Source organism: Streptomyces sp. NPDC006339, assembly GCF_040612775.1.
Classification (GTDB): domain Bacteria; phylum Actinomycetota; class Actinomycetes; order Streptomycetales; family Streptomycetaceae; genus Streptomyces.
The window spans coordinates 1-24,080 of sequence record NZ_JBEXQW010000026.1 but is presented as its reverse complement, the minus strand read 5'-3'; the positions used below and the strand labels follow the sequence as shown (position 1 = coordinate 24,080).

The window sequence follows — 24,080 nt, the reverse complement described above, 5'->3', positions numbered from 1 at the left end:
GTCCGAAGGCCGCGTTCCCCTTCCGGGAGCGCGGCCTTCGGCGTGTGCCCGGGGCCGGTGAAACCGCCCCCGGGGCGCGGCGCGTCCAGTACGTTGTACGCGGACCCGGGGGTGTGGGGATGGGCTGGTGGGACTCGTCGGACGCGTCGGAGGCGTCGGAGGTGCCGGACGGCGTGCGCCGGATCGGGCGGTTCACGATCGAGGAGACGCTGGGCCGGGGCGGGATGGGCAAGGTCTATCTGTGCCGTACGCCCGCCGGGCTCCGGCTCGCGGTGAAGGTGATCCGCAAGGACCTGGCCGACGACCACGACATCCGGGTGCGGTTCAACCGCGAGGTCGACGCCCTGCTCGGGGTGCGCAGCCCGTACACGCTGCCGGTGTACGCCGCCGAGACGGTGCGGCCGCCGCTCTGGCTCGCCGCCCGGTACGTGGAGGGCCCGACCCTGGACGCCCAGGTCCGCGCGCGGGGGCCGTTACCGGAGCGGCGGGTCGCGGAGCTCGGCGGGATGCTCGCCGAGGCGCTGTCCGACGTGCACGCCCACGGTGTGATCCACCGGGACCTCAAGCCCACCAACATCATCCTGGAGGGCGGGGAGCCGCGGCTCATCGACTTCGGGATCGCCCGGTCGGCCGGTGTCACGCGCGGGCTGACAATCCCCGGCTCGCCGCTCGGCACGCACGGCTACATGCCGCGCGAGCAGCTCCAGGGAGACGAACCGACGCCCGCCGTCGACGTGTTCGCGCTCGGCGCGGTCCTCGTCTTCGCGGCGACCGGCCATCCTCCGTTCGGCCACGGCCTGGCCGCGAGCCTGCGGATCCACCAGGGCGAGCCGCCCCGGCTCACCGGCGTGCCGCGTCCGCTCGTGGACGTGGTCGCCGCCTGCCTCGCGGCCGCGCCGGCCGAACGCCCCGCGCCCGAGGAGATCATGGCGGCGCTCCGCGACGTCCGCTGGGAGCACTCCGCCGCGCCGCCCACCGCCCCGCCCGCGCGGGACCGCACGCCGGAGGCGGGCCCGGAGTCTGGTCCGGCGGCGGGTGCGGAGGCGGGTGCGGAGGCGGGTTCCGGGCCGGGTGACGCCGCTTCCGGGGCTGACTCCGGGCGGGGTTCCGGGCCGGGCTCCGGGCGGAATTCCTTGGCTGGATCCGGCGGTTCGCCGGGAGGCTCGTCGGGGGGTTCGTCGGGCGGGCCGGCCGGGAGGTCGCCTTCCGGGAGCCCGCGGGCCCGCACCGTGCCCGTAGCCGATCCTCCGCACCACTGCCATGTGCCGGTGCCGCCGGCCGCCGGCGAGGGGTGTGCCCTGCGCCCGGTCGCGGCGCGACTGCTCGCGTCGGGGATGTCCCGGCCCCTGATCCGGAAGGCGGTTCTGCACCATGCCCGTTGAGCCCGTGGTCGAACTGCGCGACGGCTGGGAGTCGTTGGTCCGCGCCTGGGCGCGCCGGCGCGGCGAACAGGTCCACAGCGAGGACGGCGCGCTGTATCTGGAGACCAAGGCCGGCGGCCCGTCCGGGCCACGGCTCACCGTGGACATCAGCCCGGCGGCCGGTTCGCTCGTGGTGGCCGTCACCGACGGGACGCTCGTCCCGCCGGACCGGCTGGCCCCGACCGCGGCGGCCGCGACCGCCTGGAACGCCCACGAGGTGACCCCGGCCGCCGTGCTCGGGGACGCCCGCAGCGACGAACCGCTGCTCTCCGCGGTCCTCGCGCTGCCCCTGGTCGCCCATCTGTCCGTCACCGGGTTCGCGGCGACGCTTGACCTGCTGCTCGACCGGGCGGTGCGGCTGCTGCGCGAGTGCCACGACCTCGGATTCGTTCTGCGGAGCGACGATGACCTCGCCACGCGGGGGTGACGCGGTGGAGTCGGCGGCCTTCGTGCTCGCGGTCGCGGTGGTGCCCATGGCGGCGCTGCTCGTCGTCCTGTGGGCGAGCACGGGTTCCTGGATCTCGGGCCCCCGCCGGTCCGCCGACGACCCCGAACGACCCGACCGGCGCCGCCCCGAGGAACCCGGCTCCGGGGAACGCCGGCCCGCCGAACGCCGGTCCGCCGAACGCCGGTCCCCCGACCACCGGCCCGAGGAACGCCGGCCCGAGGAACGCCGGCCGGAGGAAAGCCGGTCCGAGCAGCGCGGCGCGGACGGGCAGGGGGCCCGGGAGCCCGATCCCCGGAGGGCGTACGGGCGTTCGCGCTCCGGCGCGGCCGGCTCCGACCCGTACCGCGGCGGCCGGCCCGTACCGCCGCACCCGCCCCGGCTGCTCCGGGACGACGTCGAACGGCTCATGGCCGGACCGCGCGCCCTCCTGAACAACGTGCTCGACGCGACGGCCTCCCTCCTGCCCCACCGGACGGAACCCCCGCCGGAGCCGCGGCCGGAGGCGGAACCGGGGGCGGAGGCCCCGGCCCGGGAGTCCTCCGAGGCCCACCGCCCCGCCCCGCCCGCCGCGACCGTCTCGGCCGGCACCGCGCGCACCCCCGCCGGTCCGGCCGTCGAGGGCGGCACCCTCGCCCTCGGCTCCGGCCAGCGGATCGTCGTCAGCGCGGCGACGTGGCTGCGGCCCGACGGGTACGTGGAGTGGGAGGGCGCCCTGTGCCGGGCCCGCTGGCTGGGCCCCGCCTCGGCGTACCCCCGCCCCGGCGACCTGGTCCGGGTCACCCCCGCCGCCCCGGCCTCCGAACCGCCGCTGCTCCTGGCCGGCCCGCTCCACTGAACCACCGCGCGACACCCCGTCCCCGTCCTTCGCTCCACGGAGTAGCCGTGTTTCCCACCGCAAGTCCTGACGAAGCCCCGCTCCCCGTGCCGTACATGGGCTTCGAGTTCGACAGTGCCCAGCGGCTGCCGCTCCTGCTCTGTCTGGACACCTCCTCGTCCCTGAGCCAGAGCGGCGCCATCGGCGCGCTCAACGAGGCCCTCACCTCCTGGGCGGAGAGCCTGGCCAACGACATGGCGCTCAGCGCCGCCGTCGACGTCGCCGTGATCACGTTCGGGGGCGTGGAGGGCATCACCGTCTGGCAGGGCGCCACGCCGCTCGGCGCCGTCGCGCCGAAGTGGCCGCACAGCCCGTTCGTCCCCGCCAACGAATTCCGCCCGCCGGTGCTGCGCGCCCACGGCGTGACGCTCCTGGACCGGGCCCTGCGCCTGGCCATGGAGGTCGTCACCGACTACAAGGCGGGCCTGCGCGCCGAGGGGCTGACCTACTACCGCCCGCAGATCTGCGTGGTCACCGACGGCGCCCCCAGCGACGAGCAGGGCCGGTTCTCGCACAAGTACCGGGACCTGCTGCCGGAACTGCGCAAGGCGGAGCGGGAGCAGCGGTTCCGGCTCTTCGCGGTCGGGGTGGGCGAGCGGCACGCCGGTGCGGAGGAGGTGCTCAAGGAGCTCGCCCCGCACTACCACGCCTGGCTGGACGGCTTCCCCTTCGCCGAGCTGCTCACCGCGATGTCGCACAGCGCCCGGGCCACCCAGGGCGGCGCCGCCGAGGCCGAGTTCCAGGAGATCTTCGCCCGGCTGAAGCGCCGGCGCGGCGGCGGGCAGGTCCCCGCGTGAGGGGCCCGGACCGGCCGCCGTCCCGGTGGCGGGTGCACGGCATCAGCTCCACGGGCTACCGGCACATCCGGGACAACACGCCCTGCCAGGACGCCTGGGACCGCCTGGAGACCCCCGGCGGCCTGGTGCTCGCGGTGGCGGACGGCGCGGGCAGCGCGCCCCGGTCCGGCGAGGGCGCGCGGGAGGCCGTACGGCTCGCGGTGGAGGCGTTCGCGCCGGTCGCCGCGCCGTGGCGGCGGATCGGCGGCGCGCGGCTGTGCCGGGAGCGGATGACCGAGGCGTTCCATGAGGTGCGGGCCCGGTATCTGCGCTGGTGCGAGGGGCCGCCGGGGCCGTACGCGACCACGCTGACCGTGGTCGTGGCCGCCGACGGCTGGCTGGGGCAGGCATCCGTCGGCGACGGTCTCGTCCTCGTCCGGGCCGCTCCGGTGGACGCCCCGGGTGGGGGCGACACGGGCGCGGGCTCCGCGGGCTCGGGCATGACCGGCGCGAGCATGACCGGCTCAGGCATGGCCGGCCCGGGCTTCGCAGGTACGGGCACCGCAGGGACGGGCACCGCAGGGACGGGCGGGGCGACCGAGCGCGGGTCGACCGAGCGCGGGGTCCGCGAGGGCGCGGCCTCCCCCTCGTACCATCTGCTGCCCCGCGCGCACACCGGCAGCGAGTACGCGAACGAGACCGTCTTCCTCGGCTCCCCCACCGCCCTCGGCCAACTGCGGGTGGACTGCGTCCGCGACGACGGGATCGACGGCGTGCTGCTGTCCACGGACGGGCTGACGCAGGCGCTGCTGCGGCGGGCTCCCGCCGGGCCGCCGCTGCCCCACGACGCCTTCCTGGGGCATCTCTTCGACCGCCTCGGCCGGTCGGACTACGACCACGACGAGGAAGACCGCCGACTGTCCGACTTCCTCGCCTCCGATCAGATCACCCGTGTGACCGGAGACGACAAGACCCTCCTGTGGGCGATACGACATGACGACCACTGACGGCTCCTCCACCGACGACTTCACCGACGGCCCGGGCCTCACCGACGGCGTCGACCTGACGCTGGGGGACGGCACCCGGATCAGCCGCGCCGGCAAGGCGCTCGGCACCGGGGGGCAGGGCAGCGTGTGGGCGCTCAGGGAGCGGGCCGACCTCGCCGGCAAGATCTACGACCGGGTGCCCGACGACGCCCAGCTTCGCCGGCTCGCCGCGATGCTGCGGGCCGACCCGCTCGCCGGCGAACGGCTCGCCCCCGGCCAGCCGCCGATGCTGGTGTGGCCGGTCGAGCTGATCGAGGCGGGCGGCCGGGCCGTCGGGTACGGCATGCCGCTCGTGGACCTCACGGTGCAGACCCCGCTCAACGGGGTGCTCCAGAAGCAGGTCCGGCTGCGCCGCTTCGCGGGGCGGGCGCACTGGCGGTTCCTGCTCGGCGTCGCGTCCAACCTCGCGTACATGACGGCGGAACTGCACCACCGCGGCTTCGTGGTGGGCGACCTGTCCGACCGGAACGCCGTGATCGACCCGCGCGGCTACGTCACGCTCCTGGACTGCGACTCGTTCGCCTTCACCGACACCATGACCGGCGAGTTCTTCGGCTGTGACGTCTTCACCGACGACTACGCGGCGCCCGAGCGCCACCGCGGGGAGCAGGCCACCCGGCACTCGGACGACTTCGCGCTCGCCGTCCTCGTCTACCAGTTGCTCACCGCGGGCAACCACCCCTTCGACGGGGCGCCGCTGAACGGCTCCGCCGAGGCCACCCGCAAGGACAACATCCTGGCCGGCACCTCCTTCCTCGTCCAGCCGGACCGGGTGCGGGTGCCGGCCCGGCTGCTGCCGCCGGAGGTGCAGCCGCCCGGGGTGCTGCGGCTGGCCCGGGAGGCGTTCGGGCCGGGGCTGCGGAATCCGGCCCGGCGGCCCTCGTCGGCCCAGTGGCTGGAGGTCCTGGACGAGGCGCGGGACACGGTGGCCGTCTGCGCGGCCGTACCGGAGCACCACTACGGGGGACATCTGGCCGAGTGCCCGTGGTGCGCCCGGACGCGGGCCGGGCAGAGCGACCCGTTCGTGGACGGCCGGGCCGGGACGCGGCCGTCGGCCGCCCGGTCCGGCGGCTCCGCCTCCACCTCGGCGTCCTCCTCGGCGTCCTCCTCGGCGTCCTCCTCCACCTCGGCGTCCTCCTCGGGGCCGGCCGCCTCCGCCCCTCCCCCCAAGCCGAAGCCGAAGCCGCCTTCCAAGTCGAAACCGCAACCGGCCCCCAAGCCCCCGAAACCGGAGCCGGAGCCGGAGCCGGAGCCCTCACCGCCCCCGAGGGTGAACGCCGAGGCCGCCCCTAAGGCCGCCCCGAAGCCCGCCACCAACGGGGAGATGGCGCTCGGCTGCACGGTGGCCGCCCTGGCCGCCGGTGTCCTCATCGCCGTGGTCTGGGGTCTGATCCTGCTGATCCAGAGCCTCTGGAAATAGCGGCCCCATGGGAAAGGGCCGGGCCCCGGTCTCGTACCGGGGTCCGGCCCTTCTCGCCGTGCTGCGGGGCGTCAGCGCCAACTGTGCGGCGCGCGGAAGCCGTTCTCGCGCTCCAGACGGCGCCAGCCGGCCGTCGAGCGGCCGTGGTGGGCGGACTCGGCGGGGGTGGCGGCGGCGCGGGCGAGCAGGACCGCGGTGATGGCGGCCAGCTCCTCGGGCTCGGCGTGGCCCTTCTCGACGCGGAGAAGGCCGGCTGTGGCAGGTGTGGTCACTTCGGTGGGCTCCTCTTACTGAGGCGGGTTGCCGTGCTTGCGGGACGGCAGGTCGGCGTGCTTGGTGCGGAGCATCGCGAGGGACTTGATCAGTACCTCGCGGGTCTCGGCGGGGTCGATGACGTCGTCGACGAGACCGCGCTCTGCGGCGTAGTACGGGTGCATCAGCTCGGCCTTGTACTCCTTGACCATGCGGGCCCGCATGGCCTCGGGGTCCTCGGCCTCCGCGATCTGCTTGCGGAAGATCACGTTGGCGGCGCCTTCGGCACCCATCACCGCGATTTCGTTCGTGGGCCAGGCGTAGGTCAGGTCGGCGCCGATGGACTGGGAGTCCATGACGATGTACGCGCCGCCGTACGCCTTGCGCAGGATCAGCGAGATCCGGGGCACGGTCGCGTTGCAGTACGCGTACAGCAGCTTCGCGCCGTGGCGGATGATTCCACCGTGCTCCTGGTCGACGCCCGGGAGGAAGCCGGGTACGTCCAGAAGGGTGATGATCGGGATGTTGAAGGCGTCGCACATCTGGACGAAGCGGGCGGCCTTCTCGGACGCCTCGATGTCCAGGACACCGGCGAGCGTCTGCGGCTGGTTCGCCACGATGCCGACGACCTGGCCGTCGAGCCGGGCCAGGGCGCAGATGATGTTGCGGGCCCAGCGCTCGTGGATCTCCAGGTAGTCGCCGTCGTCGACGAGCTCCTCGATGACCTTGTGCATGTCGTACGGGCGGTTGCCGTCGGCGGGCACGAGGTCGAGCAGCACGTCGGAGCGGCGGTCCGCCGGGTCGCCGGAGGGGGCGGTCGGCGGGTTCTCGCGGTTGTTCTGCGGGAGCATCGACAGGAGGTAGCGCACCTCGGCGATGCAGGTCTCCTCGTCGTCGTACGCGAAGTGCGCGACACCGCTGGTCTCGGCGTGCACGTCGGCGCCGCCGAGGCCGTTCTGGGTGATCTCCTCGCCGGTGACCGCCTTGACGACGTCCGGTCCGGTGATGAACATCTGCGAGGTCTCGCGGACCATGAAGACGAAGTCGGTGAGGGCGGGGCTGTAGGCCGCGCCGCCGGCGCAGGGGCCGAGCATGACCGAGATCTGCGGGATGACGCCAGAGGCCCGGGTGTTGCGCTGGAAGATGCCGCCGTAGCCCGCGAGGGCGGAGACGCCCTCCTGGATGCGGGCGCCGGCGCCGTCGTTCAGGGAGACCAGCGGGGCGCCGGCCGCGATGGCCATGTCCATGATCTTGTGGATCTTGGTGGCGTGGGCCTCGCCGAGGGCGCCGCCGAAGATCCGGAAGTCGTGCGCGTAGACGAAGACCGTGCGGCCCTCGACCGTGCCCCAGCCGGTGATGACACCGTCGGTGTACGGCTTCCTGGCCTCCAGGCCGAAGCCGCTGGCGCGGTGGCGGCGCAGTTGCTCGACCTCCTGGAAGGAACCAGGGTCGAGCAGCAGCTCGATGCGCTCGCGAGCGGTCAGCTTGCCCTTGGCGTGCTGGGCCTCGGTCGCTCGGTCACTCGGGCCACGCCGAGCCTGCTCGCGCAGCTCGTGCAGCTCGGCCACACGGCCACGGGCGTCAGTGGGCTCGCTCGGGATCTGGTCCACAACGGTCATGTACCGACCCTACGAAGTCGGTGGGGAAAACCCCGCCGTCGACTCCGTACAGTCTCGCGTGTCGAATCCTGGTGGGGCCGGACAGAACCGTCACCCCACCAGGGCGACTCGACAGACGGACACCCCAGCGCATTGTAGGGTTTCCACATAAGCCCTAGACGAGCAGCGTGCACCCGTGCGTGGCACCGGCCGTACCGGGCGTGATCCGCAGCCGCAGCGAGGCGCCGGTGCCGAGCACCTCCACCGAGGCGTCGTGGGACAGCACGGCCCGCACCGGCCGGTCCCAGCGCAGCTCCAGCGGCTGTCCGGACCGGGGCGGCTCGCTCACCCGCAGGGTCGCCGTGGAGCGGCCGCGCCGCAGCAGGACGCTCGCGGGCGCCGTGACGGTGAGGCGGTCCACCGTACCGGCCTGCCAGAAGTTGGCGGCGGTCAGCCCGAGGGACGGGACGGCGACCGCCTGCCGGTCGGCGCCGTTGGCGAGGATCCGCAGCCAGCCCGGGTCGGCGGCGCGGGCGGCCAGGGTGCCGGGCGAGGCGCCGGGCATCAGGAGGTAGGCGTAGGAGGCGTCCGTCGGATCGGTGCCGTGGTCGAACCAGAGGGTCTGGTAGCGGCGGGTGCGGCGCTCGGTGGAGCTGGTGGTGTTGATGTCGCTCCAGGCGCCGGTGCGGTCCTCGCGCAGGGTCCGCAGCCGCTCGGTGCCGCCGGGGCCGGGGAAGACCCAGCCGCCGTGGCCGGCCAGGTGCGCCCAGCCGTCGCCCCGCGTGAAGGAGGCGCTCCCGTTCTCGCCCAGACAGCGGTTGTCGACGATCGTCTCGACGGCGACGCCGTCCCGGGCGGTGATGCCCGCGCCCAGGCAGATGACGGCGTCGGCCGCGCAGAACCAGGACTTGCGGGCCTCCAGGGTGGAGCCGAGGCCCTTCAGGTGCTGCCCGACGGCGGCGAACTCGCCGTCGGTGGCGCCGCCGACCCACTTCACGGCCGGCTTGGGGGCGCCCCACTCGCCGCCGGCCCGGTCGGCGAGGCGCTTGGTGGAGACGGTGGTGCCGGGCAGCCGGTAGGGGTCGACGGTGGGCCAGAACCAGTCGGTGTACTGGCCGCCCTGGCCCCGGGTCCACCAGTAGAGCATTCCGGCGCCGGTGTGCCAGCCGCGCGGGTTCTCGCCGTTGCCGCACTCGTAGTACGAGATCCGCTCCGAGGCCATGGAGAGGTTGGCGGCCCAGCCGGGGCGGCGGTGCACGGCCCGGTCCATCGAGGCGAAGAGCCGGTGCCCGGCGGGTTCGGGGGCGGCGGGGACGGCCGAGCCGGCGACCGCGTGGAGGCGGGCGAGGTCGGCGACGCCGAACTGGCGGGCGGTCAGGATCGGGGAGACGGTGTCGCGCTCGATCCAGCCCTTCACGCGCGCGTGCCAGCGGTCCCGTTCGGCGGGGCTCGCGCCGCCGGCGAGCAGGGCGATGGCGGCGATGAGCCCCTGACCGTGGAAGTGGTCGGAGCGCATGATCCGCCGCTCGTCGTTCTTCAGGTAACCCCGGCTGATGGCACGGCCGTTGACGCTGTCCATCATCAGGCCGTCGTAGATGAGGGGCGCGTACGCCTTCTCGACGCTGTCCAGGATGATCTGCCGGTGGGGGTCGGTGACCTCCCAGGCGGAGCCGGCCAGGAGGCTGAAGAGCCGGCCGAGTCCGTCGAGCATGACCTGGCCGTAGGTGCCCGAGTAGGCGACCCAGGTGTGCTGGACGAAGGAGCCGTCGGCGTAGAGGCCGTCGCCCTTGGTGACGTACGGGAAGACGGGCGAGAGGGCGTCCCGGGCGAGGGCGATCTTGGCGGGGTTCGCGCCCAGGACACCGCGCAGGGCGACCGAGCGGCACAGGTCGACGCGGTTGGCTCCGGTGGAGGTGCCGGTGTAGGAGCCGAGCAGGCTGTCGGGCACGAAGTGGTCGACGGCCGCGCAGGCGGCGGCGATCCGTTCGGGGCCGAGCAGCGGGTGGAGGGCGGCGACGATGTCCATGAGCAGGCGCGGGGAGCCGATCTGCCACTCCCACCAGTTGCCGTAGCGGGTGGTGCCGGGGTGGTAGATCCGCTCGGCGAGGTGGTCGAGGCCGCGCAGGACGTCGGTGAGGAGGCCGGGGTCGCCGGTGAGGCCGGTGCCCTCCTCGACGTACGCCTGGGTCATGGTCCACAGGCGGCTGTAGCTCTGGGTGATGCCGGACGGCGGGTCGAAGGAGTGGCCGGGCCACAGGGAGGTGGCGGTGGGGGCCATCGTGGCCCGGAAGGTGCGGGCGAGGTCGCCGGTCTCGGCGAGCCGGGAGGCGTAGGGCTCGGCCCCGGCGTCGTAGCCGGAGCCGAGCTGGATGGCGAGCCAGCGCCGCCGCAGGGTCTCGAACGCGTCCGCCTCCGCCGCGTGGGCCAGGGGGTCGAGGGCGAGGGGGTCGAGGGCGAGGGCGGCAGCGGCGGCGGAGGCGGTGGTGAGGAAGGTGCGGCGGGACCAGGCGGGGACGGGCACGGGAGCCTCCCGGGAGGGGTGGTGGAGACCGGTCGGCGCCTGGTGTAGCAGCGAATTCCGAACGCAATCAATGAGCACGACCGCGAGGGTTGGAAGCGCTTTCTACGCGGGGGGCCCGTGCCCCCCGCCGAGGGGTTCAGGTCCCGCAGCGGAAGCGGGCGTCGCCCCAGTCGGCGTGGTCGTTGCCGTTGCCGTCCCCGCCGTCGTCGACGACCAGGTCGACGTACGAGGCGCCGGTGACGTCGGCGGTGAGCGACCAGGCGCTGTCGGCGGCCCTGAGGACCGGCGAGATGGTCTTCTGCGTGCCGTCGGCGAGCACGCTGAACCGCACGCTGCCGCGGGTGGTCTGGACGTCGTCCACGCCGACCTCGGCGGTGAAGGAGGTGCAGCGCGCGCCCAGGTAGTAGCGGACCTTGGCCGGGGCGTGGGTGCCCAGGCCCTTGGCGTAGGTCACTCCCCCGATCCGCAGCGGGCCGCCGTCGCCGGTGCCGGTCTCGCCGTTGGACAGGTCCTTCTCGACCGGGCCCCAGCCGTTGGTCGCGGAGGTCCAGTCGAGGTCGCTCGCCCAGGCGTCGGCGGTGGGCGGCGGGGGCAGGGTGCGGACGGTGCGGGTCGCGGTGAGCTTCCCGGTCTCGCCGCCGATGCCGTACGCGACGGTGGCGGCCAGGTCGTAGGGCCGGTAGGCCGCGTCCACGGGCGGGGTGACCCGCCAGGTCGCCGTGGTGCTGGCGCCGGGCGCGACGGCGGGCAGGGCGACCGGCGCGGCCGGTTCGGCGGTCCAGCCCTCGGGGAGGGCGAGGGTGGCCTGCGCGCCGGAGACGGTGCCGGTCTCGTCGTTGCCGAAGGTGGCGGTGACGGTGTTGGCCCGGCCGGGCTCCAGGGTCTCGGGCGCGGTGACGGAGAGGGTGCCGCAGGCGGCCCGCTCGGCGGCCGGGCCGAGGTCGGTGACGGTGAAGCGGTCCAGGACGAAGTCGGCGCCGTCGGGGGCGTCGGCGCGCTTGCGCAGCCCGGTCCAGGTGTTGCCGCAGCCGGCGGTGACGGTCTGCGAGAAGTGGCCGGTGGTCCTCTGCTGGCCGATCGGGGTGCGGCGGGTCTCGACGGGGGCGCCCTGGCCGCTCGTACGGTCGTAGCCGGTGACCCACTCGTAGGCGCCGGCGTGGCTGGACTGGTAGGCGAACTCGACGCGGTAGCCGCGGCCGTCCTTCATGGGGACGGTCCAGGGGGCGGTCCGGTAGACGAGACCGCTGTTCTCGTCGTGGGACTTGAGGGACTCGGCGCCGTCGAGGACGTCGTCGATCGCCTTCCCGTTCCAGCCGGCCTGGGTGTAGGGGGCGTGGAGCTGGGCGATGTGGGTGCGCGGGTCGGTGGTGCCGCCGGCGTCGCCCTTGAGGAAGGGGCCCCAGCCCTGGTCGACGGCCTCGAAGTCCTCGTACACCGTGGCTCCGGCCTTCGTCGCCGGGTCGTTCGCCACGATCCGTACGTCGTCGAGGCGGACGGTGGCGGTGGAGCCGCTCGCCGCATCGATCCGCAGGGTGGTGCCGCCGGTGGCGGGGGCGGTGAAGGTGGTCTTGACGCGCTGGAAGCGGGTGCCGTTCCAGTCGGACGCGGCGACCCGGTCGGTGAGGGTGGAGCGGGCGACGGTGACGGACGTGCCGCCGACAAAGAGGGTGGTGGGGCGGGTCTTCCCGGCCTCGACCTCGACGAGGACGGAGGCGGTGTACCGCGCGCCCGGGGTCAGTCCGGTGATCTGCTGCCGTACGGAGGCGGTGGCGGAGCCGGTGAGCCGCGCGCTGTTGCGGCCCTGGGCGTCGGTGTCGCGGGCCACGGTGCCGCTCTTCGTCCAGGCGGTCAGCCCGGCGTCGTTGAAGCCGGGGTCCCGGACCGGGGTGCCCTGGCCCCAGCGGGGTTCGGGGGCGGCGGGGGCGGTGCCGGGATAGAGCACGTAGGGCTGTCCGGCGGTGGCGTCGAGGGTGACGCGGCCGCCCACGGGCGTGACCGTGCCGGTCCTCACGCGGCCGTTGTCGGTCAGCTTGTAGACGGTGTACGAGCCGGTGCCCGCCGGCACGGCCCAACTGGTCCTGCCGCCGGCCTTGTTGTAGTGGTAGAGCTTGCTTCCGCCGGCCCACGGCAGCAGATAGGCGTCGCCGTCGAGGACCTTGCGGCCGTTGTCGTAGAAGGTGCGGCGGCCGTTCTCGACGGTGCCGCGGACGCCGCCGGTGAAGGTGATGTCGTCGCCGTTCCAGCGGGTGATCCGCTGTTGCTGGAGGTATTTGGCGGGCAGGTTGCGCTGCCAGATGTTGGCGGTGAAGGCGGTGTGGTCGGTCTCGCCGGTCCAGCCCTCGAAGTCGACGAGGGCGGTCTGGCCGAGGACGGGGTGGTCGTTCCAGACGTCCTTCTCGCCGTTGCGGATGAAGCGGATGATCCGGGAGTTGAGGCCCTTGTTGGTGACGCCGCCGTAGTCGAGGTCGTTGGCCCAGTGGGACCAGAGGGAGGCCCGCTCGAACTTCTCGGACCACTCGGTGGCGACGTTCCAGCCCTGCGCCTGGACGGCCTGGATCGTCTTGTCGGCGATCCAGCCGTGCGTGTAGTAGACGTCGATGTAGAGCGTCGAGAGGTTGGGGTCGGTCTCGTCGCGCAGTTGCCGGAAGCGGCGGGCGAGGTCGCCGCTGTTCACGTCCCTGCGCTGGTCGATGAAGTAGCTCTGGTTGAGCCAGTTCCAGCCGGGCCTGCTCTTGTCGACGAGGGTCTCGCTGAAGTTCCGCGCCTCGGGGTACGCCTCGGTGGCGTTGACGTGGACGCCGAAGTCGGCGCCCCACTTCCCGCCCTCCTTCAGGAGGGTGTTGAGGTCGGTGAGACCGCCCGCGCGCTTGTTGTAGTTGCCGCCGTAGTCGGGGTGGGCGGAGTCGTGGCCCTCGGAGCCGTAGCCCTTGAGCAGGGCGAACTGGCCGAGCCCGTCGGTGGCCAGCGAGACCCGCTTGACGTCGTCGAGGGTGCGCAGGAAGGGGTGGGTGGCGTTCGAGGCGAAGTTGAACGGGATGTGGGCGACGACCCGGTCCGGGGTCCGGTCGCTGCCGGGGGCCTTGATGCCGATGGTGCGGAAGGCGACGGCGCCGTCCTGCCAGTCGGTGCGGCCGTCGCCGTTGGCGTCGGGGGTCACGACGACCTTGGCCCAGGGGAGGTTCCCGCCGCTCTCGGGCCGCGGGGCGCCGGCGCCGCGGTAGGTCCACTGGCCGGACCAGACGCCGACGCGGGTCTCGGTGCCGGCGGGGGTGGCCGCCTTGCGGGCCTGGTGCCAGAAGCGGGCCCCGTCGCGGGCGGAGGCGCCGGAGGGCTTGTCGTAGGAGGAGTTGGACTCCAGGGCGGCGGCGAGCCGGCCGGTGTGGACGATGGCGTAGCTCGCGCCGACGGGCGCGCTGTCGGCCGGGGTGGCATCGGTGATCTGCGCGAAGACGTCGGCGGTCCGGGTGGAGTCGGGGTCGAGCCGGGTGAAGGCGGTCGCGGCCCCGGCGTCGGCGGAGCCGACGGAGACCAGGTCGTGGCCGGGGATGTCGAGGGTGCCGACCCGGAAGGTCTCGGTGTCGCGGACGGCGGTGACCTGGAAGGTGGTGGCCCGGCCGCCGACGCTCAGCCGCGCGTCGATCTCGACGCCCGGCAGATCGGGGAAGACGAGGGTGTACGCGGCGGAGTCGCCGGTCACGACGGGCGCGGCCGCGGCCCGGACCGTGTGGGCGGTGCCGTTGAGGACGACCTGTGTGACGGGCGCGGTCGAGCCGAGGAGGCGGGCGCCGGTGGCCCGGTCGGTGTAGGAGAGGACGCGGGGGAAGTCCGCGGCGACGGCGACGGAGAGCTGCTCGGAGCCGATGACGGCGGAGGTGGTGGCGGTGGCGGTGGCGGTGGTCCCGGCGGAGGCCGGGGTCGTGGGCGGGGTGCCGGCGCGGGCCGGGCCGGCCAGGGCGAGGACGGCGGAGGTGGCGGCGGCCAGCGCACAGGCCGTGCGCAGCCGCCGCGCCGCGGAGGGAGGGTAGGGGTGCGACATGCGCACTAGTTGGCCCGTGTGACGGACCACCGTCAACGAGATCGCGCGGGGACGGCCCCTCCAGTCCAACAACCCCCTGCGGTTAGTCCAAGTGGACCCGAGTGGCTCAGCAGCCGCCGCAGTTGTAGTAGGTGACGTCCCAGTGGTTGCCCTCGTCGGCGTAGATGTTGCCGGAGCCGGACTTCCACTGCGGGGCGCCGTCGCCGCGCACGCCGATGTAGGTGAAGGTGTTCTTGATGTAGTTCCCGATGCACGTGTACTTGCTGTAGTCGAGCTTGTAGCCGTTCCAGTGGGAGTACGTGCCGCTCGCGTGACCGGTCTCGGTGCCGCCCGTGATGTTGAGGGCGCAGCCGCTGGCGCGCTTGAGGGTCTGGGCGCCCTGGGCGGTGGCGAGGTTGAGCTGCTCGAAGGACGTGCAGGTGGAGTTGTAGCGGTCCGAGCAGCCGCCGGACGAGGACCACGTGATGCCGACCTCGCGGAACATCGAGGTGGCGGTGGAGTGGCTGATCTTGGTGACGGCGTGGGCGTCGGTGGCGGTGGACAGGACGCCGAAGCCCGGGGCGAAGAGGGCGCCGAGGACGAGGGCGAGGGCGGTGAGGACGGAGCGGAGCTTCACGGTTCGGTTCCTCCTGGGAGTGAACGTACGTGGGTGTCGCTACGTGGGATCGCGCAGGGAGATGGTGGCGCAGGTCTACGCGCGTCCGCTAGAGGGCCTCGGGGCCCGTCCGGACCAAGGCACCGAACCCGAGATGTTGAAACTTGAACAGAATGGGTCTATCGTCGTTCTCGTTGAAGGTTCAACGAAATCACCCCAAGGAGCAGTCATGGGTCTCTTCAGCCGCAAGACCAGCGAGTCCGCCGTCGCCACCGCCGTCGCCACGCTTCCGGTAGACCCGGCCCTGGCCGCGCTGACCGGCTCGTACACCATCGACCCGGCCCACAGCAGCATCGGCTTCACCGTCCGCCACGCGATGGTCACCAACGTCCGCGGCGGCTTCGCCGAGCACGAGGGCACGCTGGAGCTGAACGGCTCCGATCCGGCCGCCTCCAGCGCCGCGATCGACGTGAAGATCGCCTCCATCGACACCGGCATCGCCGACCGCGACGCCCACCTGCGCAGCGGCGACTTCTTCGACGCCGAGCGCTTCCCGCTCATGACCTTCCGCTCCACCGGCGCCGAGCAGCTCGGCGGCGACGCCTACCGCATCACCGGCGACCTCACCATCAAGGACGTCACCAAGCCGCTCTCCATCGACCTGGAGTTCAACGGCGTCGCCACGGACGTCTACGGCAACGAGCGCGTCGGCTTCGAGGGCTCGGCCGAGATCCTGCGCTCCGAGTGGGGCCTGACCTGGAACGCGGCCCTGGAGACCGGCGGCGTCATGGTCAGCGACAAGGTGAAGCTGACCTTCGACATCTCCGCGATCAGGAACGCCGCCTGAGCGACCCCCTCCCCCACCGGGAACCATCGGGACACGAGCGCGCCCGCCTCTCCGTCGTCACGGAGGGCGGGCGCTCGGCGTTCCCGTCACGGCACGGCACGGCACGGGTCGGCCGGCGGCCTGCGTCACGCCACGGGTCGGCCCGCCCTCGTCGCCGCCTCGACGGTCGCGGCGATCAGGCGCTCGTTCTCCGGCGCGCCCGGGCCGCCGGCGAAGGCGAAGCGGCGGCGGGCGTAGCTGTAGGCGAGGGCGCGGGAGGGGTCCGCGAAGGACTGGGTCCCGGGGGCGCCGCTGTGGCCGATCGCGGTCGGGCCGAGCTCGGGGTAGCGGGTGGCCAGCGGGACGAAGCCGATGCCGAAGGCGTTCTTCTCGCCGGTGACCAGGTCCGTGCCGGAGGAGTGGACGCGGGAGACCGCGGCGAGCGTGGCCGGCCCGAGGAGCGGCGGCCGGCCGTCGAGCTCGCCCGCGACCGCCGCGTACATCCGGGCGAGGCCGCGCGCGCTGCCGACGCCGCCCCCGGAGAGCGGGGCCGCCGCGTGCACGGCACGGGAGTTGCCGTACGCGACGGCGTCGAAGGGCGGCTCGGTGTGGAGGCAGAAGGCGATGGCCATCAGGCTGTCGGGGGCGATCGGGTTCGCCTCCTGGAGGGCCCGCTGGGCCGGGGTGGGCAGCATCGGCAGGGCCGGGCGGAAGCGGGACTCCAGCTCCTCGGGGAGGCCGAGGTGGTACTCGATCCCGTACGGGGCGCGGATCCGCTCCTCGTAGTGCTCCTGGACCGTCCGGCCGGTGGCCCGCAGGACCACCTCGCCGGCGAGGGCGCCGAAGGCGAGGCCGTGGTAGCCGTGTCCGGTGTCCGGGTCCCAGTAGGGGCGGTGGGCGGCGAGCCGGGCGGCGACCAGCCGGTCGTCGGCGAGCTCGTCGAGGGTGAAACCGTCCGCCACGCCGATGACCCCGGCCCGGTGGGCGAGCAGGGCGCGCAGGGTGACGGCGCCCTTGCCCTCGGCGGCGAATGCGGGCCAGTAGGAGGCGACTTCGCGGTCGAGGTCGAGCGCGCCGTCCTGGACGAGCAGGGCGACGACCAGGGCGGTGGCGCCCTTGGAGGAGGAGTACAGGGCGAGCAGCGAGTCGCCGTCGACCCCGTCGCCGCCCCACAGGTCGACGACCTGGCGGCCCCGGTGGTAGACCGCCAACTGGGCGCCGCCGTCGCGCGCCTCGGCGGCGACGACTCCGGCGAACTCCTCCCGTACGGACTCGAATCCGGGCGCCACCGTGCCGTGGACCTCGCTCATCGTGCTCCCCCTCGTCCTCGCGGACGCGCCGACGCGCCGCGGTCGCCTTCCCCGAGAAGGGGAACGATCATCGGGGGGCCGGAATTCCCGCCGGTCCGCCGTCCGGGCCCACCGGCAGGGCCGCCCGGTTCCGCGACCGGTACCGCGTCCCGTTCCGCGTCCGGTTCGATTGTCAGTGGCGGCCGTTACCGTCGGCGGCATGGAATTCCGTATCGACAGCGGTGTGTTGACCGAGGCCGTGGCCTGGGCCGCGCGCGTGCTGCCCGCCCGCTCCCCCGTCCCCGTCCTCGGCGGTCTGCTCCTGGAGGCGGCGGACGGCGGGCTGCGCGTCTCGGGTCTCGACTACGAGGCCGCCGCCCGGATCGAGGTGGAGGCCGACACCGTGCGGGACGGCCGCGCGCTGGTGCTCGGGCGGCGGCTGCACGACATCTGCAAGGTGCTGCCGCAGGGGCCCGTGGTCTGCGCGGTCGACGGCGCGCGGCTCTCGGTGAGCGGCGGGGACGCCCGCTTCGGGCTCTCGCTGCTGCCCCTGGACGACTATCCGGCCCAGCCCGCGCTGCCCGCGTGGCGCGGCGAGGTGGACGCGGACGCCTTCGCCGCCGCCGTGGGGCACGTGGCGGTGGCGGCCGGCCGGGACGACGCGCTGCCGGTGCTCACGGGGATACGGCTCGGCCTGGACGGGACGACGATGACGCTGGCCGCGACCGACCGCTACCGGTACGCGGTGCGCACCCTGGAGTGGCGGCCGGACCCCGGCGCGGAGGCGGTCGCCGACGTGGTGGTGCCCGCCCGCCGGCTGACCGAGATCGCCCGCTCGGTGGCCGGTGCGGGGAGCGTGCGGCTCGCCCTGGACGGCGGCTCGTTCGGCTTCGAGAGCGGCGGCATGCGGACGACGACCCGGCTCCTGGACGGCCGGCTGCCCCGGCACGACAAGCTCTTCGCGCTCGGGGAGCACGCGGTCGCCGTCACCGAGCGGGCGCCGCTGGTGGAGGCGGTGCGGCGGGTCGCGGTGGTGGCGGAGGGCGACAGTCCGGTGCAGCTCGCCTTCGACGGCACGACGGTGCATCTGCAGGCCGGGTACGAGGACGACGTGGCCTCGCAGCGGCTGCCCGCGGCGCTCACCGGGGCCGAGGCGATGACGGTCGCCTTCAACCCGGGCTATCTGCTGGACGCGCTCGGGTCCTTCGACGCCCCGGAGCTGCGGCTGCTGCTGCTCGGTCCGGGGCAGCGGGCGCTGATCACGGCCGGGGAGGGCGAGGCCCACCGCCATCTGCTGATGTCGGTGAAGCCGCTCCTCTGACCCGGCCGCCGAGGGCCGCTCCCGGGGGCGACCGTTCCGGGGGCGGCCGGGGTCGGCCGTTCCGGGGTCAGAAACCGCCACCGCCGTCGAAGCCGCCGCCCCCGTCGAAGCCTCCTCCGCCGCCGAAGTCGCCGGATCCGAAGTCCCCGGAGCTGAAGTCGGCGCCGGAGAAGTCGCCGCCCTGGAAGTCCTGGAAGTCACCGCCGCCGTATTCGCCGGCGTAGGCCGGGGTGGCGAGCATCGAGCCGAGCATGGTGCCCACGAGCAGGCCGGGCAGCATGCCGCCGCCGAAGTAGCCGCCGGCCCAGGGGCCGTACGCCGGTCCCGCCTCCCAGTAGGGGCGGCGGCCGCCGTCGGTGGCGACCGTGCGGGCCTGCGGGTCGAGGCCCTCGTCCAGGCGGGCCGCGTCGGCCGCGCAGACGGGGACCTGGCGGGAGGCGCCGCCCGCCGGGGTCCAGGTGCGGTCCTCGGTGGAGGGGCCGTGGCGCGGGTCGAAGAAGCAGGGCGGGCGCCGCTCGGGCAGCGGCCGGCCCTCGCGGCGGGCGGCCAGGACGGCGAGCGACCAGCGCCCGTCCTCCAGGGCCTGGGTGACCGCGCGCACGTCGTGCGGGTGGGTCGCGGAGCCCATCAGGGACTTCGCCTGGTCGTAGGAGTCGAGGGCCCGCTCGTAGTCGCCGCGCATGGCGTCGTCGGCACCCGCCTCGGCCGGATGGAAGTCGAGCCGCTCCAGCTCCTCGCCGAAGGCGGTGATGTCCTCGTCGACGACGACCCGGAGCCGGTCGAGTGCCTCGCGCTCCTCGGCCTCCTTGCGGCGCCGCTTCTGGCGGACGACCGCGTAGGCACCGGCGCCGCCGGCCGCGGCGACCGCGCCCAAGGTGACCAGGCCGGCCACCGGCACGCCGGAGTCCTGGCCGACGGTGCCCCAGCTCGCGGGCGCGGAGCCGCGCAGGGTCGGCAGGGCCTGGTCGACGAAGTTGTTCAGCTCCGTCCTGGCGTCCACACCGGGCTGCCGTACGGAGGTGACGAGGTTCTCCACGGCGTCGCGGGACATCACCGACCGGTCGGCGCGGGCGTCGAAGCCGTCGCCGAGGCGGATCGCGTAGAGGCCGGTGATGCCGGTCTGGGTGCGCAGGTTCTGGAACAGGTTCTCGGGCGGGAACTGCGCGTTCGCCGGCAGCACGGCCACGAAGAGCGGCTTGTCCGCGTCCTTGATCTTCTCGGCGAGGGCGTCCGCGTCGGCCTTCGACAACTGGCCGGCCGCGCCCGGGTCGACGTACACCGGGCCCTGCTTGAGGGCGGCGGCGGCGTCGGACACGCCCGTGGCCCTGGCGCCCGCGGTGGGGGCCAGGACCATGAGCAGCAGGAGTAGCAGCCCGGCGAGTGCCGACAGCGCCGGCACCGCGGGTATCGCCCTGGTCCTCATGTTTCGACGCTACCCGAACGGCGCCGAACAGAACATAGCGGACATCGTGCGATAAGCGGGGAAAACCGATTACTCGGCCGGTTCGATGCCGACCCGCAGCAGCCCGTAGGTGAAGGCGTCCTCCAGGGCCTGCCAGGAGGCGGCGATCACGTTCTCGCCGACGCCGACCGTCGACCACTCCCCGTTGCCGTCGCTGGTGGTGATCAGGACGCGGGTCGTGGACTCGGTGCCGTGGCGGCCCTCCAGGATGCGGACCTTGTAGTCCACCAGCTCGAACTTGGCGAGCTGCGGGTAGATCCGCTCCAGGGCCACCCGCATCGCCCGGTCGAGGGCGTTGACGGGGCCGTTGCCCTCGGCGGTGGCGACGATCCGCTCGCCCTTGGCCCACAGCTTCACGGTGGCCTCGTTGGCGTGGGTGCCGTCCGGGCGGTCCTCGACGATGGCCCGCCAGGACTCGGTCCGGAAGTAGCGGCGGGGCCGGCCCTCCGCCTCCTCGCGGAGCAGCAGCTCGAAGGAGGCGTCGGCCGCCTCGTAGGTGTAGCCCTGGAGCTCGCGCTCCTTGACCCGCTCGACCACCCGGGCGACGAGGGCCCGGTCGCCGCCCAGGTCGACGCCGAGCTCCTTGCCCTTGAGCTCGATGGAGGCGCGCCCGGCCATGTCGGAGACGAGCATCCGCATGGTGTTGCCGACCAGCTCGGGGTCGATGTGCTGGTAGAGGTCCGGGTCCACCTTGATGGCGGAGGCGTGCAGGCCCGCCTTGTGCGCGAAGGCGGAGACGCCCACGTACGGCTGGTGGGTGGAGGGGGTGAGGTTGACGACCTCGGCGATGGCGTGCGAGATCCGGGTCATCTCGGCGAGCGCGCCCTCGGGGAGCACCTTCTTGCCGTACTTCAGTTCCAGGGCCGCGACCACGGGGAAGAGGTTGGCGTTGCCGACCCGCTCGCCGTAGCCGTTGGCGGTGCACTGGACGTGGGTGGCGCCGGCGTCGACGGCGGCGAGGGTGTTGGCGACGGCGCAGCCGGTGTCGTCCTGGGCGTGGATGCCGAGGCGGGCGCCGGTGTCGGCGAGGACGGTGGCGACGACGGCCTGGATCTGGGCGGGCAGCATGCCGCCGTTGGTGTCGCACAGGACGACCACGTCGGCGCCGGCCTCGTGGGCGGCGCGGACCACGGCCTTGGCGTAGTCCGGGTTGCCCTTGTAGCCGTCGAAGAAGTGCTCGCAGTCGACGAAGACCCGGCGGCCCTGGGAGCGCAGGTAGGAGACGGTGTCGCGGACCATCTCCAGGTTCTCGTCGAGCGTGGTGCGCAGGGCGAGCTCGACATGCCGGTCGTGCGACTTGGCGACCAGGGTGATCACCGGGGCCCCGGAGTCGAGCAGCGCCTTGACCTGCGGGTCCTCGGCGGCGCTGCCGCCGGCCCTGCGGGTGGCGCCGAAGGCGACGAGCTGCGCGTTCCGGAAGGTGATCTCCTGCCGGGCGCGGGCGAAGAACTCCGTGTCGCGCGGGTTGGCACCGGGCCAGCCGCCCTCGATGAAGCCGACGCCGAACTCGTCGAGGTGGCGCGCGATGGTCAGCTTGTCCGCGACGGTGAGGTTGATGCCTTCCCGCTGCGCCCCGTCACGCAGCGTGGTGTCGAAGACGTGGAAGCTGTCGTCGACGTGGCCGGCGTCCAGCCGCGAGCTCTCGCCGTTCTCCGTGGTCATGACTCTGATGGCTCCTGTCGGATGTGGCTCCGGAAGGTCTGGATCCACTTGCCCCCATTCTCACGCGCTGTCCGCTTCCGGCGATGGGTGGGGCCGGAAAACGAAAAAACCCCTCGCGGGTGCGAGAGGTCTGCGCGCGGGTCTGGGGCACGGTGGCCGCTGCCGCGGGGGTGGAGTCCCGCGGTTCAGCGGTCACTGCGGACCGGCGCGCTGCTGCCGATAATCATGGTGGTAGCGAGCACGCCGGAAGTCTGCCACAGTCGCGCACGACGGCGGACGCGAATCTCACGATGCGGAATCGGCGGCGGTCTCCCTCGGCCGTACGGGCGCGGGGGCGGCCTCGCGCTCGGTGCGGCCCACCCGGCCCAGGTCGATGTCGCGGGTCTCGCGCATGGTGACGTACACGACCAGGGAGACGGCCGCGCAGCCCGCCACGTACCAGTAGTAGCCGGACTCGACGCCCGCGTTCTTGAACCACAGGGCGACGTACTCCGCCGTGCCGCCGAAGAGGGCGTTGGCGATGGCGTAGGGCAGGGCGACGCCGAGGGCCCGCACGCCGGTCGGGAAGAGCTCGGCCTTCACACAGGCGTTGATCGAGGTGTAGCCGGTGATGACGACGAGCGCGAGCAGGGAGAGGCCGAGGGCCGGCCAGAAGGAGCCCGCGTGCCGCAGCAGGGTCATGATCGGCACGGTGAGGAGGGTGGAGCCGATGGCGAAGGTGATCAGGAGCGGGCGGCGGCCGATCCGGTCGGAGAGCCGGCCGGCCAGCGGCTGGAGGCAGGCGAAGACGATCAGCGCGCAGAAGGACACCAGGGTGGCGGTCTGCTTGGACAGGCCGGCGGAGTTGGACAGGTACTTGGTGAGGTAGGTGGTGTACGTGTAGTAGGCGACCGTGCCGCCCATGGTGAGCGCGATGACGAGGAACGCCTCGCGCCTGTGCGCCCACAGGGCCTTCATCGTGCCCTTCTCGCCGCCGCCGACACCGGCGTCGGCGGTCTCCTCGTACACCTCGGTCTCCAGCATGTTGCGCCGCAGGTAGAAGACCACGGCCGCGCCGAGGGCGCCGATGATGAAGGGGATGCGCCAGCCCCAACTGTGCAGGGCGTCGGCGGACATGGTCCGCTGCAGCACGATCTGGAGGCCGAGGCCGAGGATCTGGCCGGCGGTCATCGACACGTACTGGAAGCTGGAGGCGAAGCCGCGGTGCTCCGGGGCGGACGCCTCGGTGAGGTAGGTGGCGCTGGCGGCGTACTCGCCGCCGACGGACAGGCCCTGGAGGAGCCGGGCCACGAGGAGGACGGCGGCGCCGCCGTATCCGGCGACGGAGTAGGTGGGGGCGACGGCGATGAGGACCGCCGAGGCGGACATCAGCGTCACGGTGAGGGTGAGGGCCGCCTTGCGTCCCTTGCGGTCACCGACCCGGCCGAGCAGCCAGCCGCCGACCGGCCGCATGAAGAAGCCGACGGCGAAGATGCCGGCCGTGTTCATGAGCTTGGCGGTGTCGTTGCCCTCGGGGAAGAACGCCCCCGCGAAATAGGTCGCGAAGCTCGCGTACACGAACCAGTCGAACCACTCGACCATGTTGCCGGCCGACCCGACCCAGATCTTCTTCCAGTGCTCTCGTCCCATGGCCCCGAACCGTGCCGGAGACGGCCCGGCCGCAACAAGGGTGCACCGCGCAACGATCAGGAGAACTTACGTTCCTAACGGTCACGGAATCAGGGTTTCGGCGATGAACTCCCTGACGTGGTCGAGGACTTGGGCGCGTCCGGTGCCGGGGATGCCGACGGCGACATGCACGCTGAAGCCGTCGAGCAGGGCCCGCATCCGGTGCGCGAAGCGGTCCGGGTCGACGGCCCGGAACTCCCCGCGCGACACCCCCTCGGCGAGGATCGCGACCAGGTCCCGGTGCCAGGCGCCCTCGATCGCGGCCTGCCGGGCGCGGGCGTCGTCGTCGGCGTTCTGCGAGCGGTTCCAGACCTCCAGCCACAGCGTCCAGTGCGGGTCGCGCGGGCCGTCGGGCACGTACACGTCGACATAGCCGTCGAGCCGCTCCCGCGCGGTGCCGGGCCCGGACAGCAGCGCGCTGCGCTCGGCGCCGAGCCGGCCCTCGCTCCACTCCAGGGTGCGCAGCAGCAGCTCGTCCTTGGTGCGGAAGTAGTAGAGCAGGTGCCCGCTGCTCATGCCGACCTGCCGCCCGAGGCCGGCCATGGTGAGCCCGTCGAGCCCGCGCTCGGCGATGGTGTCCATGGCGGCGGCGAGGACGTCCTCGCGCGGCGGGGCCGCCTGGTTGCGGCGGCGGGGATGAGGGGGCGGGTTGCTGCTCTGACTCACTCGTACGTTCTACAGGATCAAAGGTGGTCCGGGATCGGGAGCCGTCCGGGAGCCCGCGGAGGACCTCGCGCGGTCGTGGCCGCACACCGTCGATCCGGCGTGCGCCTGATCCGGAAGGCGGTTCTGCACCATGCCCGTTGAGCCCGTGGTCGAACTGCGCGACGGCTGGGAGTCGTTGGTCCGCGCCTGGGCGCGCCGG

The 24,080-nt window shown here is 73.6% G+C and carries 18 protein-coding genes; 8 read left to right on the top strand and 10 right to left on the bottom strand.

Translation table 11 applies throughout. The features are described from left to right. Positions 1-119 precede the first annotated feature (119 nt). Genes ABZ135_RS21590 through ABZ135_RS21565 form a run of 6 tightly spaced genes read left to right on the top strand, consistent with a single transcriptional unit; the run spans position 120 to position 5,985 of the window. Complete coding sequence (locus ABZ135_RS21590) at positions 120-1,382, top strand: serine/threonine-protein kinase (protein ID WP_356697847.1); 1,263 nt, start codon at positions 120-122, stop codon at positions 1,380-1,382. Beyond that, a complete protein-coding gene (locus ABZ135_RS21585; RefSeq protein WP_356697846.1) occupies positions 1,372-1,848 on the top strand; it encodes a hypothetical protein in 477 nt (158 codons plus the stop codon). The genes ABZ135_RS21590 and ABZ135_RS21585 overlap by 11 nt, the downstream gene beginning before the upstream one ends. After that, on the top strand, positions 1,826-2,704 hold the full coding sequence (locus ABZ135_RS21580; RefSeq protein ID WP_356697845.1) for a hypothetical protein: 879 nt from the start codon (positions 1,826-1,828) through the stop codon (positions 2,702-2,704). The genes ABZ135_RS21585 and ABZ135_RS21580 overlap by 23 nt, the downstream gene beginning before the upstream one ends. A gap of 47 nt (positions 2,705-2,751) precedes the next feature. After that, positions 2,752-3,540 carry a hypothetical protein gene (locus ABZ135_RS21575; RefSeq protein WP_356697844.1) on the top strand — a complete coding sequence of 263 codons (789 nt, stop codon included), beginning with the start codon at positions 2,752-2,754 and terminating at the stop codon, positions 3,538-3,540. Then, on the top strand, positions 3,537-4,526 hold the full coding sequence (locus ABZ135_RS21570) for a PP2C family serine/threonine-protein phosphatase (protein WP_356697843.1): 990 nt from the start codon (positions 3,537-3,539) through the stop codon (positions 4,524-4,526). Before ABZ135_RS21575 ends, ABZ135_RS21570 begins: the two co-directional genes overlap by 4 nt. After that, positions 4,513-5,985, top strand: a complete 1,473-nt coding sequence (locus tag ABZ135_RS21565) for a protein kinase (protein WP_356697842.1) — start codon at positions 4,513-4,515, stop codon at positions 5,983-5,985. The genes ABZ135_RS21570 and ABZ135_RS21565 overlap by 14 nt, the downstream gene beginning before the upstream one ends. Before the next feature lie 71 nt (positions 5,986-6,056). Here ABZ135_RS21565 and ABZ135_RS21560 read toward each other — a convergent pair whose 3' ends face one another. From ABZ135_RS21560 to ABZ135_RS21540, 5 genes are all read right to left on the bottom strand, one after another. Then, positions 6,057-6,257 (bottom strand): acyl-CoA carboxylase subunit epsilon, encoded by a 201-nt coding sequence (locus ABZ135_RS21560; RefSeq protein WP_356697841.1) that lies wholly within the window; start codon positions 6,255-6,257, stop codon positions 6,057-6,059. A gap of 15 nt (positions 6,258-6,272) precedes the next feature. Further along, positions 6,273-7,856, bottom strand: coding sequence for an acyl-CoA carboxylase subunit beta (locus tag ABZ135_RS21555; protein WP_356697840.1), 1,584 nt, complete (start codon positions 7,854-7,856; stop codon positions 6,273-6,275). Positions 7,857-8,010: 154 nt separating this feature from the next. After that, on the bottom strand, positions 8,011-10,356 hold the full coding sequence (locus ABZ135_RS21550) for a polysaccharide lyase 8 family protein (RefSeq protein WP_356697839.1): 2,346 nt from the start codon (positions 10,354-10,356) through the stop codon (positions 8,011-8,013). Positions 10,357-10,492: 136 nt separating this feature from the next. Next, on the bottom strand, positions 10,493-14,392 hold the full coding sequence (locus ABZ135_RS21545; RefSeq protein WP_356697838.1) for an endo-alpha-N-acetylgalactosaminidase family protein: 3,900 nt from the start codon (positions 14,390-14,392) through the stop codon (positions 10,493-10,495). 106 nt (positions 14,393-14,498) lie between these two features. Further along, positions 14,499-15,008 carry a hypothetical protein gene (locus tag ABZ135_RS21540; protein ID WP_356697837.1) on the bottom strand — a complete coding sequence of 170 codons (510 nt, stop codon included), beginning with the start codon at positions 15,006-15,008 and terminating at the stop codon, positions 14,499-14,501. A 208-nt stretch (positions 15,009-15,216) separates the two neighbouring features. On the opposite strand from ABZ135_RS21540, the gene ABZ135_RS21535 reads away from it, so the two are divergent. After that, positions 15,217-15,834 carry a YceI family protein gene (locus tag ABZ135_RS21535; protein ID WP_356697836.1) on the top strand — a complete coding sequence of 206 codons (618 nt, stop codon included), beginning with the start codon at positions 15,217-15,219 and terminating at the stop codon, positions 15,832-15,834. A 125-nt stretch (positions 15,835-15,959) separates the two neighbouring features. On the opposite strand, the gene ABZ135_RS21530 is transcribed toward ABZ135_RS21535, so the two are convergent. After that, positions 15,960-17,123 carry a serine hydrolase domain-containing protein gene (locus ABZ135_RS21530; protein WP_356697835.1) on the bottom strand — a complete coding sequence of 388 codons (1,164 nt, stop codon included), beginning with the start codon at positions 17,121-17,123 and terminating at the stop codon, positions 15,960-15,962. A 199-nt stretch (positions 17,124-17,322) separates the two neighbouring features. Here ABZ135_RS21530 and dnaN point away from each other — a divergent pair, with 199 nt between their 5' ends. Continuing rightward, positions 17,323-18,423, top strand: coding sequence for a DNA polymerase III subunit beta (gene dnaN / locus ABZ135_RS21525; protein WP_356697834.1), 1,101 nt, complete (start codon positions 17,323-17,325; stop codon positions 18,421-18,423). A gap of 67 nt (positions 18,424-18,490) precedes the next feature. Here the strand turns inward: dnaN and ABZ135_RS21520 are convergent, their stop codons facing one another. The 4 genes from ABZ135_RS21520 to ABZ135_RS21505 form a co-directional block, all read right to left on the bottom strand. Continuing rightward, positions 18,491-19,846 (bottom strand): hypothetical protein, encoded by a 1,356-nt coding sequence (locus ABZ135_RS21520; RefSeq protein ID WP_356697833.1) that lies wholly within the window; start codon positions 19,844-19,846, stop codon positions 18,491-18,493. Positions 19,847-19,915: 69 nt separating this feature from the next. Continuing rightward, positions 19,916-21,547 carry a citramalate synthase gene (cimA, locus tag ABZ135_RS21515; RefSeq protein WP_356697832.1) on the bottom strand — a complete coding sequence of 544 codons (1,632 nt, stop codon included), beginning with the start codon at positions 21,545-21,547 and terminating at the stop codon, positions 19,916-19,918. Positions 21,548-21,832: 285 nt separating this feature from the next. Next, on the bottom strand, positions 21,833-23,176 hold the full coding sequence (locus ABZ135_RS21510) for an MFS transporter (RefSeq protein WP_356697831.1): 1,344 nt from the start codon (positions 23,174-23,176) through the stop codon (positions 21,833-21,835). Between the two features lie 81 nt (positions 23,177-23,257). Then, a complete protein-coding gene (locus tag ABZ135_RS21505) occupies positions 23,258-23,797 on the bottom strand; it encodes a TetR/AcrR family transcriptional regulator (RefSeq protein ID WP_356697937.1) in 540 nt (179 codons plus the stop codon). Positions 23,798-24,080: the final 283 nt, after the last annotated feature.